Genomic DNA, 13,293 nt, shown 5'->3' on the forward strand with positions numbered 1-13,293 from the left:
TTGCAGTAGCCCTATACACAGGAGCATGCCCTGATGGGCAGGCTGCGGCGGCGCACCACCCCTGTGTCGACAGGCCTGCCATGCGTTCCCGTCACGCCGGGAAGGTGCAACGCAACCGGACACGGTGCAAACCCTGGCTTTATTAATCTGCCTTTCAAGGAAAGCTCCATGCGTGCATTGGCCGCTTTAAGCCGCTTCGTCGGTAACACGTTCGCCCTCTGGGTTTTGCTGTTCGCTGTACTGGCCTTCTATCAACCCGCCTGGTTTCTACCTATCGCCGAGGGCGGCTGGATCGTGCCGCTGCTGGGCCTGATCATGTTCGGCATGGGCCTGACCCTGAAGACTGAAGACTTCCGCGAAGTGGCGCGCCAACCGTTGCGTGTGCTGATCGGCGTACTCGCCCAGTTCATCATCATGCCGGGCCTGGCCTGGCTGCTGTGCAAGGTCCTGAATCTGCCCGCGGAAATCGCCGTTGGCGTGATCCTGGTCGGCTGCTGCCCGGGCGGCACTGCGTCCAACGTGATGACCTGGTTCGCCCGCGGCGACGTGGCGTTGTCGGTGGCCATCACCTCGGTGTCCACCCTCCTCGCCCCGATCGTCACCCCGGCGTTGATCTGGCTGCTGGCCTCGGCCTGGCTGCCGGTGGATTTCGGCGCCATGTTCTGGTCCATCGTTCAGGTGGTAATTCTGCCCATCGTGCTCGGCTTGCTCGCGCAGCGTCTACTGGGCGCCCGCGTGCGGGTGGCTGTGGATGTGTTGCCACTGGTGTCGGTGATCAGCATCGTCGCCATTGTTGCCGCCGTGGTGGCGGCCAGCCAGGCAAAAATCGCCGAGTCCGGCCTGCTGATCATGGCCGTGGTGGTGCTGCACAACGGTCTGGGCCTGGCCCTGGGCTATGCCGCCGGCAAGCTGTTCGGCCTGCCGCTGGCGCAGCGCAAGACCCTGTCCATTGAAGTCGGCATGCAGAACTCCGGGCTTGGCGCCGCCCTGGCCAGCGCCCACTTCTCGCCGCTGGCGGCAGTGCCTAGTGCGCTGTTCAGCGTCTGGCACAACCTCTCCGGCCCGATGCTGGCAACCGTGTTCCGGCGCATGAACGATCCGCAAACGGCGCCGGCCAAGCAGGCCGCCGCCGAATAAAATGCTAGGGGCCCCTTGCCCGGGGCGCCCAGCTGTGCAAAATGAAACGCCGGCGGGGACGACCCCGCCGGCGTTTTTTATTGGCCCTGTGCGGCCGCTAGAGCGCTTCACATCAGGGGACGACCCCAGCTTTTTGGAGGTATCCCCATGTCCTGGCTCATTCTGTTCTTTGCCGGTCTGTTCGAAATTGCCTGGGCCATCGGCCTGAAATACACCGACGGCTTTACCCGCCTGATTCCCTCCGCCCTGACGGTCGCAGCCATGTTGGTCAGCCTGGGGCTGCTGGGCCTGGCCATGAAGGGGCTGCCCCTGGGCACTGCCTATGCGGTGTGGACCGGCATTGGCGCCGTCGGCACGGTGATAGCCGGCATCATCCTGTTCGGTGAATCCATGGCGCCGCTGCGCCTGGCCAGTGTAGCGCTGATCGTCACCGGCCTGGTCGGGCTCAAGCTCAGTCATTGACGTGTCTCAGCGCAGGGCGGATTTCCCGCCCTGCGACTGACAGTCAGATCTGACCCAGCGCCCAGCGCAACAGGAAGAACACCAGCAACCCGCCCGCGATGGTGGCCAGCAGGTTACGGCTGAGTGCGGCAATCGCAATGGTCACCACCCCGCCCAGCAGATAGGCATTGTCCAGGCGCACCTGCAGCGTTTGTCCGTCAGGCATGAACATGCCCGGCGCGACGATGGCGCATAGCACAGCGATGGGCACATAGCGCAGGCCCTGACGCACCAGCGGTGGAAAACGCAGGTTCGGCCAGGCGAACAAGCTGTAACGGATGACGAAGGTGATCACTGCCATACCCAATATCAGCAACCAGATATCCATCAGGCATCCTCCCCGACTGTATGGCGGGTTTCACGACGCTGCTCCAGCCAGACACCGACGATGATCCCGGCGAGTGCTGCAACCAGCAGGCCGAGCTTATACGGCAGGCCGTGAAAGGCCAATGCCACCGCACTGGCCACCAGCGCCGCGGCAACCTGCGGCACATTGCGCAGCATCGGCACGACGATGCCGATGAAGGTGGCGAGCATCGCGAAATCCAATCCCCAGGTCGCCAGGTTTGGCACCGCCTGGCCGAAGGCCACGCCGATCAGCGTGCACAGCTGCCAGTTGGTGTACATGGCCAGGCAGGAACCGCAAAAATACCAGTGTTTGTGCGCCGACTCGTCGCGTGCCGCGTAGCGGTGCTGGACCACGGCGAAGGTTTCATCGGTCAGCCAGAACGCCAGGGGCGCCCGCCAGCGGCCCGGCAGATGGCGCACGAACGGTTGCAGGGTGGCGCTGTAGAGGGCATGTCGCAGGTTGACCACAAAGGTGGTGAGCAGCAGTACGACCATGCCGGCGCCGCCCCCCAGCAAGCTGACCGCAATGAATTGCGCGGAGCCGGCGAAGACCAGTAGAGACATGCCCAATGCCTGCCACAGGGACAGGCCAGCGGCACTGGCCAGGGTGCCAAAGATGATGCCGAAGGGAATCGCGCCGAGAATCAGAGGTAGGGTATCGCGGGCGCCATTGAGGAATTCGTGTAAGCGGGACATGGTTTCTCCTTGGGGAGAAGAAACCTACACCAAGTCGGCGTGGTTCGTCTCACTCTGCCAGCGGCCTCAGAGCGCGACGACCCGCAAATCCTTCACTTGACCGCCAGGGGCTGTTTCGTCGGGCCGCTTTGCAGGGAATGCTCGCTGGCACGCCCACCGGCAAAACTGTCCTCGAGTTGCCGCTTGACCTCTGGCCATTCCAGGTCGGTGATGCTGTACAGCACGGTATCGTCGAGACGGCCGTCCGCCAGGCGACGATGGTTGCGCAACAGGCCCTCGCGCCGAGCGCCGAGCTTTTCAATCGCCCGCTGGGAACGCAAGTTGCTGGCGGCGGTTTTCAGTTGCACGCGGACCAATTGCCACTGCTCGAACGCCTGGCGCAGCAGAAGGAACTTGATCGAAGTGTTCAGTCCCGTGCCGTGCTGGTGATGGTCGAGCCAGGTCCAGCCGATTTCGGCTGCCGGCAAAGCAGGCAGGAAATCGGCGAACCGTGTGGTGCCGACTATCGCCTCATCCAACCGCACGGTAAAGACCACAGCCCTGCCCTCACGCTGCTCCACCAGCGCCTGCCGATACCAGTCCGGACGCAGAGGGCCCTGCATGTAGACCAGGCGCTCATGATTGGCTTCGGCCAGGCTGACCAAGGCCGGAATGTCGCTTTCGAGCAGAGGCTCCAGACGCAGCGCCCCGCGCTGCAAAGTAATAGGTTGCGGCATGAACATCGCACTCTCCTTGTTTTTTCCAGACGGGCCTCGGTCCCATATGAACATCGGCCCCGCCAGAAGTGCCGCCCTGGCATAAAACAAGCCGTTTCGAGCACTGCGCTGTGTCAGGGTCGAACTGGGGTGGGCATCTGCGACATTGGTAGCAAGACGCCTGACGCCGCACCGCTTTACTGCGAAACTATAGGCACGGACGTGGCATCACCTTGCGCTACTCGGTCATTGCCCCGATGTTACCGAGCATGGATCGATCACTGTCGCCACACCCTGTCCGGCCACCTCCGGCCGACGCTGTTTTCAAACGTTTGGAGTTCGCATGTCGCTGTCCCCCGGGCTGATCGCGCTGGTCGCCTTCGCCTACATGGCCCTTCTGTTCGCCATCGCCTTTTATGGCGACCGTCGCCGTACTCCGCTGTCGCCCGCCCTGCGCGCCTGGGTCTACAGCCTGTCGCTGGCCGTGTATTGCACCAGCTGGACCTTCTTCGGCGCCGTGGGACAAGTCACCGAGCAGCTGTGGGCCTTTCTGCCCATCTACCTGGGGCCCGTCCTGCTGCTGCTGTTCGCACCCTGGGTGCTGCAGAAAATGGTGATGATTTCCAAACAGGAAAGCATTACCTCGATTGCCGACTTCATTGCTGCGCGCTATGGCAAGTCACGGCCCCTGGCGGTGGTGGTGGCCTTGATCTGCCTGGTCGGCATCCTGCCCTACCTGGCGTTGCAACTGAAGGCCATCGTGCTGGGCGTCAACTTGCTCATCGGCGCCAACCCGGATTCCACCACCAGCAGTGCCACGGACACCGCACTGCTGGTGTCGGGGGCGCTGGCGCTGTTTTCCATCCTGTTCGGTACCCGCAAGCTGGACGTCACCGAACACCACCGCGGCATGGTCATGGCCATTGCCTTCGAGTCGCTGGTCAAGCTGCTGGCGTTCCTCGCGGTGGGGATTTTCGTTACCTACGGTCTGTTCGACGGTTTCGAGCATCTGCTCAGCCAGGCCCACCTGGCGCCGCAACTGGAAGCATTTTGGGCGAAGCAGATGAACTGGCCGGCCATGCTGGTGCAGACCGGAATGGCCATGATCGCCATCGTCTGCCTGCCCCGACAATTCCACGTCACCGTGGTGGAAAACAACGCCCCGCAGGACCTGCGTCAAGTGCGCTGGGTGTTCCCGCTGTACCTGGCTCTCGCCGCGCTGTTCGTGGTGCCCATTGCCCTGGCCGGGCAGATGTTGCTGCCTGCCGGCGTGATGCCGGACACCTTCGTGATCAGCCTGCCGCTTGCCGAATCCCACCCGGCCCTGGCACTGCTGGCATTCATCGGCGGCGCCTCGGCGGCCACCGGCATGGTCATCGTCGCCAGCGTGACGCTGTCAACGATGATCTCCAACGACATGCTGCTGCCCTGGCTGCTCAGCCGGCAGACATCGGAGCGGCCCTTCGAACTGTTCCGCCACTGGATGCTCACCGCACGCCGAGTGAGCATTGTGGTGATTTTGCTGCTTGCCTACGTCAGCTATCGCCTGCTGGGCGCCAACGCCAGCCTGGCGACCATTGGCCAGGTGTCGTTTGCTGCCATCGGCCAGTTGGCGCCCGCCATGTTCGGCGCCCTGGTGTGGAAACAGGCTAACCGCCGCGGTGTGTTCGCCGGCCTGGCCGCCGGTTCGCTGATCTGGCTGTACACCCTGGTATTGCCGCTGGTGGCAGGCGGCCTGGGCTGGTCGCTGGATGCCTTCCCCGGTCTGCGCACCGTACTGTACTTCCCGTTATGGATCGAAGTGGATCCCCTGACCCGCGGCGTGGTGCTGTCGCTGGCCGGTAACTTCCTGCTCTTCGCCCTGGTGTCGATTTTCTCGCGCACCCGGGTTTCGGAGTACTGGCAGGCCAGCCGTTTCATCGGCCAGGAAGTCTATCGCCCAAGCAACCGGCCTTTGCTGGCGGTGCAAATCAACGACCTGCGCACCCTGGCCGCACGTTTCGTCGGCGATGAACGCGCCGAGCAGAGCTTCGAACGCTTCGCCATGCGCCAGGGCAAGGCCCTGAACCTCAGCCAAGCCGCGGATGGCGACTGGATCGCCCACACCGAACGCCTGCTCGCCGGGGTACTGGGCGCCTCGTCCACCCGGGCGGTGGTCAAGGCCGCCATTGAAGGCCGCGACATGCAGGTCGAGGATGTGGTGCGCATCGTCGACGAAGCCTCAGAGGTGCTGCAGTTCAACCGCGCCTTGCTGCAGGGCGCCATCGAGAACATCACTCAGGGCATCAGCGTGGTCGACCAGTCGCTGCGCCTGGTCGCCTGGAACCACCGTTACCTGGAGCTGTTCGGGTACCCCGAGGGGCTGATTTATGTCGGTCGGCCGATCGCCGACCTGATCCGCTACAACGCCGAGCGCGGCCTGTGCGGCCCGGGCGATGCGGAACACCATGTGATCAAGCGTCTGTACTGGATGCGCCAGGGCACTGCGCACACCTCCGAGCGCCTGTTCCCCAATGGTCGGGTCATCGAACTGATTGGCAACCCGATGCCCGGTGGCGGTTTTGTCATGAGCTTCACCGACATCACCGAATTCCGCGAAGCCGAGACGGCGCTCAAGGTCGCTAATGAAGGCTTGGAGCAGCGGGTCGCCGAGCGCACCCGGGAACTGTCCCAGCTCAACGTGGCGCTGATTGCCGCCAAAGGCATCGCCGAAGCCGCCAACCAGTCGAAAACCCGTTTCCTGGCCGCCGTCAGCCACGACCTGATGCAACCCCTGAACGCCGCCCGGCTGTTTTCCGCGTCCCTGGCCCATGCCGAGCAAAGTCTGCAACCGGAAACCCGCGAACTGGTCCAGCACCTGGACAGCTCGCTGCGCTCAGTGGAAGACCTGATCACCGACCTGCTGGATATCTCGCGCCTGGAGAACGACCGCATTGCCCCGGATCGCCATGCCTTTGCACTGAGCAGCCTGTTCGACACCCTGGGCGTCGAATTCAAGGCGCTGGCCCAGGAACAGGGCATCGACTTCCGCCTGCGCGGCAGCCGCTTGCGCATTGACAGCGACCAAAAGCTGCTGCGCCGTGTGCTACAGAACTTCCTTACCAACGCCTTCCGCTACGCCAAAGGCAGTGTGCTACTGGGCGTGCGCCGCACCGGCAGCCATTTGCGCCTGGAGGTGTGGGACCAAGGGCCCGGAATTCCGGAAAACAAGCGCCGCGAGATCTTTGAGGAGTTCAAGCGACTGGATAACCATCAGACCCGCGCCGAAAAGGGCCTGGGCCTGGGCTTGGCGATTGCCGATGGATTTTGCAAGGTGCTCAAGCACCCCATCGAAGTACGTTCCTGGCCGGGGAAGGGCAGCGTATTCAGCGTCACCGTGCCGCTGGCGCGCTCGGCGGCGCCCAGTGCGGTGACCGGCCGCCAGAACGCCATCCATAACGGCAACCTGAACGGTGCCCAGGTGCTGTGCATCGATAACGAAGACAGCATTCTGATCGGCATGCGCAGCCTGTTGAGCCGCTGGGGTTGCCAGGTATGGACGGCGCGCAGCCGTGAAGAGTGCGAACAGTTGCTTAATGACGATGTGCAGCCGCAACTGGCCCTGGTGGACTATCACCTTAATGAAGGCGACACCGGTACCGAGCTGATGGCCTGGTTGCGCACCCGCCTGGGCGAACCGATTCCGGGCGTGGTGATCAGCGCCGACAGCCGAGCGGAGCTGATCAGCGAGGTGCATGCCGCCGGCCTCGATTACCTGAGCAAGCCAGTCAAACCCGCCGCCCTGCGCGCGCTGATCAGTCGCCACCTAAAGCTGCGCTGAGGCTGACACGGCCCGTGTTGCCACGGGCCAGTCCTTCCATGATTGACCTGAGTGGCTTTACCACGGGGTGTTGAGCGGTACTATGCGGCCCGGAATCACCGCTTGCCAGGAACCTCCATGGATACTCCCCACTTACTTCTCAGCCTTGCTACCGCTTTGGCCATCGGCCTGCTGATCGGCGCCGAGCGCGGCTGGCGCGGGCGCACCCTTAACGATGGCCAGTTGGCTGCCGGTATTCGCACCCATGGGCTGGTCGGCCTGTTCGGCGGACTGTCCACCTTGCTGGCGGATACCTTTGGCGGCGGAGCCTGGATCGCCAGCCTGGTGGTTCTGGGGCTGCTGGTGCTGGCCGGGTATGTCAATGATCTACACAAGAACGGCGATCGCGGCCTGACCAGCGAAATCGCCCTGCTGCTGACCTTCGTGCTCGGCAGCCTGGCCTTGGCCGATTACCGTGCCCTGGCCGCCAGTTGCGCGGTGCTGGTGGCGGTGCTGTTGAGCCTCAAGGACCAATTGCACGGCGCGCTCAAGCGCCTGTCCGCCGTCGAGGTGAGCGGCGCACTGAAGTTGCTGTTCATCTCGCTGGTGCTGCTGCCGGTATTGCCGAACCAGGGCTATGGCCCCTGGGGCGTGCTCAATCCCTACAGCATCTGGTGGATGGTGGTGCTAATCGCCAGTATTGGCTTCGCCGCTTACGTTGCTGTGCGCCTGGTGGGCACGCGCCATGGCCTGCTCTTGACCGCACTGCTCGGCGGCCTGGTGTCTTCCACCGCAATGACCCTGAGCCTGGCACGCCTGCATGATCAGACGCGCCTGCGCAACGTTCTAGCCGCCGGCCTGCTGGCCACCTCGGCGCTGATGTTTCCGCGCGTGTTGCTGGAGGTCGGCGTGATCAACGCCAGCCTGTTGCCCGCTTTGCTTGGTCCCTTGCTGGTCAGTTGCGCGGTCTATGCAGCCGGCGCACTGTGGTGGATCTCCCGACCCCACGAGCCCGGCAGTCCAGACAGCGAGGCGCCACTGTCGAACCCGTTCGAATTGGCGCCGGCGCTGCGTTTCGCCGCCCTGCTGGTGCTGATCCTGTTCCTGGTCGAAGGCGGCCGTCGGCTGTTCGGTGATGCCGGGGTTTATCTGGTCGCCCTGCTCTCCGGCCTGGCCGATGTGGACGCCATCACCCTGTCACTGGCGCGTAATGCCCAGAGCGATCTGCATGCCAGCACCGCCGTGTATGGCATCTTCCTCGCCGCGTTGAGCAACAGCCTGGTCAAGGGCCTGCTGATCGCCGTGGTCGGTGGTCGTCACCTGGCGCTGCGTACCCTGCCCTTTATGGCGGTGGGCTTAATGGCCGGCGCGGCGCTGCTGTTGACGGCATGAAGCGCCTGGGCGCGCGTCCGTAGGAAGGCGTTGAGCACAACGATACCCATCCTGTGGTAGTGATGCGGAACATTTTTGGCCTCCGGCGAGCGGACAAGAAAACGCCTGACTCCCCCAACCAAGGACTGGATGGCTGTCAGCGAGCGCGTGGCTCCCATCGCCCAGGAACAATCGGCATCACACTGAGGGCTGTCACGGTCACGCCACCGCCAGGAGTCGTCATGCCCAGCCACACCGACACGCCTTCCACGCCTGTTCAACCCGCACCTGCGATCAACCTGAACACGGCGAAAGCGCAACGTCTGGATATATCCGCTGATGGCGTGCGCCTGGCGGTTTACTGCTGGGGCCGGGCCGACGCACCACCCTTGCTGCTGGTGCATGGCTACCCCGATAACCATACCGTCTGGCTGCCGCTGATTAGTGAATTGGCTGACGACTACCGGATCATCGCCTATGACGTGCGCGGCTTCGGCGCCTCGCAAAAACCCCGACGGCGCCAGGACTACCGACTAAAGAAGCTGGCCAATGACCTTGAAGCGGTGATTCGCGCCACCAGCCCGGATCGCCCTGTGCACCTGCTGGCCCATGACTGGGGTTCGATTCAGTGCTGGGAAGCGGTAACCGAGCCACGCATGCAGCCGCTACTGGCGTCCTTTACCAGTATTTCCGGTCCTTGCCTCGATCACGTTGGCCATTGGATGCGCGACCGCCTGAAGCCCAAAAGACGGACCGGCGCGTTACGCCAGCTGACCGGGCAATTGCTCAGCTCCTGGTACATCGGCTTCTTCCACATTCCGCTGCTACCGGAGCTGTGCTGGCGATTGGGACTGGACCGGGCCTGGCCGTGGTTGCTGGCCAGGCTTGAAGGGCTGCCAAACATGCCCCCCGGTACCAGCCAGCGCGCCGATGGCATGCACGGCATCAACCTGTACCGAGCCAATTTCTTCCGCTGCCTGTTCAGGCCGCGCCTGCGCAGCACCGAGGTGGCGGTGCAACTGATCGTACCGCTGCGCGACCGCTTCGTGCGCCCGCAACTGTTCGACGGCTTGTCGCGCTGGGCGCCCAACGTAACTCGACGCGACGCTGACGCGGGGCACTGGCAGTTGCTGGCGCGTCCCCAGAAAATGGCCGACTGGATGCGGCAGTTCACCGCTATGGTAGAGAGTGAAGCCGGCGCGAATCCCGCTGAGCCCGTTACGACGTGAGTCGCGGCCTGGGGTTCTTGCCGGAGTATCACATGTCCTGATCATCCAGCGCCGGCAGGCCGGCGGCACGTTCCAGCAGTTCATTGGGCAGGCTCTTGCTGGCGCGCGCGCCCAGCAGCTTGAGATTTTCCACTCGGCCGATCAGGTTGCCGCGGCCATCCACCAGCTTGTTCCGGGCGCTGGCGTAGGCCTTGTCCAACTGCTGCAGGCGGCTGCCCATTTCGTCCAAATCCTGCACAAAGGCCACGAACTTGTCGTACAGCGCTCCGGCGCGCTCTGCAATTTCACGGGCATTCTGGCTCTGGCGTTCCTGACGCCACAGGCTGTCGATCACCCGCAGGGTGGCCAGCAGCGTCGTCGGGCTGACAATCACGATGTGCTGGTCGTAGGCTTCCTGGAACAGGCCCGGATCGGCCTGCAAGGCCGCGGCGAACGCCGCCTCGATGGGCACGAACAGCAACACGAAATCCAGACTGTGCAAGCCTTCCAGGCGCTGATAATCCTTCACCGACAAGCCTTTCAGGTGGCTGCGCAGTGACAGCACATGACGCTTGAGCGCCTGCTCGCGCACCTCGTCATTTTCTGCGCTAACCAGCGCCTGATAAGCGGTCAGGCTGACCTTGGAATCCACCACCACCTGTTTTTCACCGGGCAGCTGGATCAGCACATCCGGCTGAAAACGCTGGCCCTCGGCGCTCTGCAAGCTGACTTGGGTGTGGTACTCGCGGCCCTTGACCAGCCCGGCATGCTCCAGCACCCGTTCAAGTACCAGCTCGCCCCAGTTCCCCTGGGTCTTCTGGCCCTGCAGGGCGCGGGTCAGGTTGGTGGCCTCATCGCCCAGGCGCTGATTGAGCTGCTGCAGGCGCTCCAGTTCCTTGCCCAGCGAGAAACGCTCGCGAGCTTCCTGCTGATAACTGTCCTCGACGCGTTTTTCGAACGCCTGAATGCGCTCCTTGAGGGGATCGAGCAATTGGCCCAACCGCTGCTGGCTGGACTCGGCGAAACGCTGCTCGCGTTCGGCGAAGATATTGCCGGCCAGCTCGGCAAATTGCGCACGCAGCTCGTCGCGCGCGCCCTGCAAATCCTGCAAACGCTGTTGATGAGCCTGCTGCTGCTCGTGCAGCTCCGCCGCCAGGGCCGCACGCTCGGCACCCAGCCGGCGCAGTTCGCTTTCCTTGTGTTCGCGTTCGGTGAGCCAGGCCTGCTGGTCGGCACGGGCGCGCTGCTGGTCCAGCGCCAGCAGTTCGCGCTCGCGGCGCTGGGCTGCCAGTTCGGCCTGTTGCGCGGCATTGTGCTGGGCCAGTTCAGCGAGTTCCTGACGGCACTCGTCCAACTGGCCGCCGAGCACGTCTTGAGCCAGCAAGGCGGTGTCGGCGCGCTCCTTGAGAACTGCCGCTTCAGCGCGCAGCCGCGCCAGTTGGCGCTGCTGCTGCCACGCCAGGCCGAGCAAGGGCAACGCGGCCAGCAACAAGCCGGCTAAAAGATAGGAAACATGGATCGGCATGACAGCTCCCGGCATGGATTCAGCGAATGCGGCGAGTATATCCAGCCCACTGATCGGGCCGTGCGGCCAAACCAGGAGAATTACTCGGAAAGCGGCGGGTTTTCCGCCTGGCCCAACGCTTGCAGGGCACGTTCATCGCCCGCGCGTGCCGCCTGTTGCAACAGCGCCTGGCCGATACGCCGATCGCGGGCGTTGCCGCAATCGCGGCACAACAGCAATCCCAGCCGGCTCTGCGCTTCTACCACACCCTGACGCGCCGGTTGCTTGAGCAGGTTGCCGGCCAGGCGCTTGACGCTGGTGGCCTGTCCCAGTCTCGGGCTATCCAACAACCAGCCGGCCAGCCGCAGCGGCAAACCACTGCGCGGCATTGCAGCGCAGGTTGAATGAATGGTCGGATGTAGACGCTTCATGGGTTCAGCAAATAGCCAAGGGGGGCGGCACTCTACACTTTTTTACAGCCGGGTAAAGGCTTGCAAAAAACGCTCAAATAGGCCTTGGCGCCAGCGCTCAGCAATCCACAATTTCTGTGGATAACTCTGTTGAGAAGCCGCTGAGAAACGCCGCAAAGCGTGGTGATTCGGGCCATTGAGTCAAATTGTCCATTCTTTGACCATTCAAATAAATTCATTATTTTTCAATGGCTTATAAAAAGCTCAATCGTAAATCAATGACTTGCAAATGAATCTGAGAGTGACTTGACAACGAACGACGCTATTGTGCACAAGTTGGCAGGCCCTACCTCGATAAATGCACAATGCCCGCGAATCATGATAGGTGAACACCAGCCTGCCAACGCGGACAACGAAAAACCCCGGCCAAGATGCTCCGGGGTTTTTCGTTGTGACAGACCTGCACCATCCGCAGATCCTTCGTGGTTACAGCTCAAGCTCCTGCAAATGCTCCTTGGGTAGTTTGCGCGCCCCGGTCAGAATGACTTGCCGCGCTGCCTCATCGAGCATCTGTTCCGCCTCTGCCATCTCCATGGCACCCGTGACCAGGCGCCTGGCTTTCAGCCAGTCCAGCAAAGCATTGACGGCGCGTCGTTCGGCATCAGTAGATGTACACAGCATTCCTCCCTCCTTGGGGCATGTTGGTATGGTCCCCACAGCGTAGACAGGCGATTGCCGAAGACTATTCAGCGGATGTCCGTAAAAGCGACCCCAATCACAAACCCATGATTGCTCAGGCTAAAACCGACCAAAGGCATGGGCTTTTGGCGGTTTTCAGCCAATAAAAAACCCCGCCCTTCCGAGGAAGTCGGGGTTTTGTGTCGATCTGCTCGCGGTCAGCCGGGCTGGCGGCAGCTCGACATACGTATCAGGCTCAGGCCTTGACGCGGGCCTTGTACTCGCCGGTGCGGGTGTCGATTTCGATGAAGTCACCGATTTCGCAGAAGGCGGATACTTGCAGCTCGGCGCCGTTGTTCAGGCGGGCGGTCTTCATCACCTTGCCGGACGTGTCACCACGTACAGACGGCTCGGTGTAAGCGATCTGGCGAACGATGCTGGTCGGCAGTTCAACCGAGATTACCTTGTCGTTGTAGAACACGGCTTCGCAGACGTCGGTCATGCCGTCTTCGATGAAGGTCATCACGCCTTCCAGGTCGTCCTTTTCGATCTCGTACTGGTTGAACTCAGCGTCCATGAATACGTACAGCGGATCGGCGAAATAGGAGTAGGTAACTTCCTTGCGCTCGAGGATGATCGTTTCGAACTTGTCGTCGGCCTTGAATACCGTTTCGGTAGCGGCGCCGGTGAGCAGGTTCTTCAGCTTCATCTTGACGACCGCAGAGTTACGGCCGGACTTGTTGAACTCGGCTTTCTGGATGACCCAGGGAGTGCCGTTGATGTTGGCTACCTGGCCAGCGCGAAATTCTTGTGCGGTTTTCATACGGGATATCCGAGCAGATGAGGGACAAAAAACAGGCCGCGTATGATAGCCAATTCGCGCGAAATTAGTAACTCTGCCCCGCGCACGGCCTGACGACCCTTCTCCGCCTGCCCTGACTGCACG

Annotated in this window: 12 protein-coding genes; 5 read left to right on the plus strand and 7 right to left on the minus strand. The window is 62.7% G+C overall.

Annotation, left to right across the window (positions count from 1 at the left end):
* Nucleotides 1–168 precede the first annotated feature (168 nt).
* The gene (locus ACTV8E_RS04470; RefSeq protein WP_443198640.1) at nt 169–1,137 is read left to right on the plus strand and encodes a bile acid:sodium symporter family protein; all 969 of its coding nucleotides are present in this window, start codon (nt 169–171) and stop codon (nt 1,135–1,137) included.
* Nucleotides 1,138–1,284: 147 nt separating this feature from the next.
* A complete protein-coding gene (gene sugE, locus ACTV8E_RS04475) occupies nt 1,285–1,599 on the plus strand; it encodes a quaternary ammonium compound efflux SMR transporter SugE (RefSeq protein ID WP_251836797.1) in 315 nt (104 codons plus the stop codon).
* 43 nt (nt 1,600–1,642) lie between these two features.
* Here sugE and ACTV8E_RS04480 read toward each other — a convergent pair whose 3' ends face one another.
* The 3 genes from ACTV8E_RS04480 to ACTV8E_RS04490 all read right to left on the minus strand — a co-directional run bounded on the left by ACTV8E_RS04480 (nt 1,643) and on the right by ACTV8E_RS04490 (nt 3,404).
* Nucleotides 1,643–1,966 carry an AzlD domain-containing protein gene (locus tag ACTV8E_RS04480; RefSeq protein ID WP_251836798.1) on the minus strand — a complete coding sequence of 108 codons (324 nt, stop codon included), beginning with the start codon at nt 1,964–1,966 and terminating at the stop codon, nt 1,643–1,645.
* The gene (locus ACTV8E_RS04485; RefSeq protein WP_443198641.1) at nt 1,966–2,682 is read right to left on the minus strand and encodes an AzlC family ABC transporter permease; all 717 of its coding nucleotides are present in this window, start codon (nt 2,680–2,682) and stop codon (nt 1,966–1,968) included. The genes ACTV8E_RS04480 and ACTV8E_RS04485 overlap by 1 nt, the downstream gene beginning before the upstream one ends.
* A gap of 92 nt (nt 2,683–2,774) precedes the next feature.
* Entirely contained in the window at nt 2,775–3,404 is a 630-nt protein-coding gene (locus tag ACTV8E_RS04490) for a GNAT family N-acetyltransferase (protein WP_443198642.1), read from the minus strand.
* Nucleotides 3,405–3,720: 316 nt separating this feature from the next.
* On the opposite strand from ACTV8E_RS04490, the gene ACTV8E_RS04495 reads away from it, so the two are divergent.
* From ACTV8E_RS04495 to ACTV8E_RS04505, 3 genes are all read left to right on the plus strand, one after another.
* Nucleotides 3,721–7,197, plus strand: coding sequence for a hybrid sensor histidine kinase/response regulator (locus tag ACTV8E_RS04495; RefSeq protein ID WP_443198643.1), 3,477 nt, complete (start codon nt 3,721–3,723; stop codon nt 7,195–7,197).
* Between the two features lie 117 nt (nt 7,198–7,314).
* Nucleotides 7,315–8,568 (plus strand): MgtC/SapB family protein, encoded by a 1,254-nt coding sequence (locus ACTV8E_RS04500; RefSeq protein ID WP_251836802.1) that lies wholly within the window; start codon nt 7,315–7,317, stop codon nt 8,566–8,568.
* Nucleotides 8,569–8,789: 221 nt separating this feature from the next.
* Nucleotides 8,790–9,776 (plus strand): alpha/beta fold hydrolase, encoded by a 987-nt coding sequence (locus tag ACTV8E_RS04505; protein WP_443198644.1) that lies wholly within the window; start codon nt 8,790–8,792, stop codon nt 9,774–9,776.
* A gap of 28 nt (nt 9,777–9,804) precedes the next feature.
* On the opposite strand, the gene rmuC is transcribed toward ACTV8E_RS04505, so the two are convergent.
* The 4 genes from rmuC to efp all read right to left on the minus strand — a co-directional run bounded on the left by rmuC (nt 9,805) and on the right by efp (nt 13,170).
* On the minus strand, nt 9,805–11,280 hold the full coding sequence (gene rmuC, locus ACTV8E_RS04510) for a DNA recombination protein RmuC (RefSeq protein WP_273535822.1): 1,476 nt from the start codon (nt 11,278–11,280) through the stop codon (nt 9,805–9,807).
* An 80-nt stretch (nt 11,281–11,360) separates the two neighbouring features.
* The gene (locus ACTV8E_RS04515; protein WP_251836805.1) at nt 11,361–11,690 is read right to left on the minus strand and encodes a sel1 repeat family protein; all 330 of its coding nucleotides are present in this window, start codon (nt 11,688–11,690) and stop codon (nt 11,361–11,363) included.
* Nucleotides 11,691–12,155: 465 nt separating this feature from the next.
* Nucleotides 12,156–12,350 carry a hypothetical protein gene (locus tag ACTV8E_RS04520; RefSeq protein ID WP_251836806.1) on the minus strand — a complete coding sequence of 65 codons (195 nt, stop codon included), beginning with the start codon at nt 12,348–12,350 and terminating at the stop codon, nt 12,156–12,158.
* Nucleotides 12,351–12,603: 253 nt separating this feature from the next.
* Nucleotides 12,604–13,170: an elongation factor P gene (efp, locus tag ACTV8E_RS04525; protein WP_251836807.1), complete on the minus strand. Its 567-nt coding sequence runs from the start codon at nt 13,168–13,170 to the stop codon at nt 12,604–12,606.
* Between the last annotated feature and the right edge of the window lie 123 nt (nt 13,171–13,293).

The organism is Pseudomonas sp. B392_1p (assembly GCF_052245235.1).
In the GTDB taxonomy this organism is placed as follows: domain Bacteria; phylum Pseudomonadota; class Gammaproteobacteria; order Pseudomonadales; family Pseudomonadaceae; genus Serpens; species Serpens gallinarum.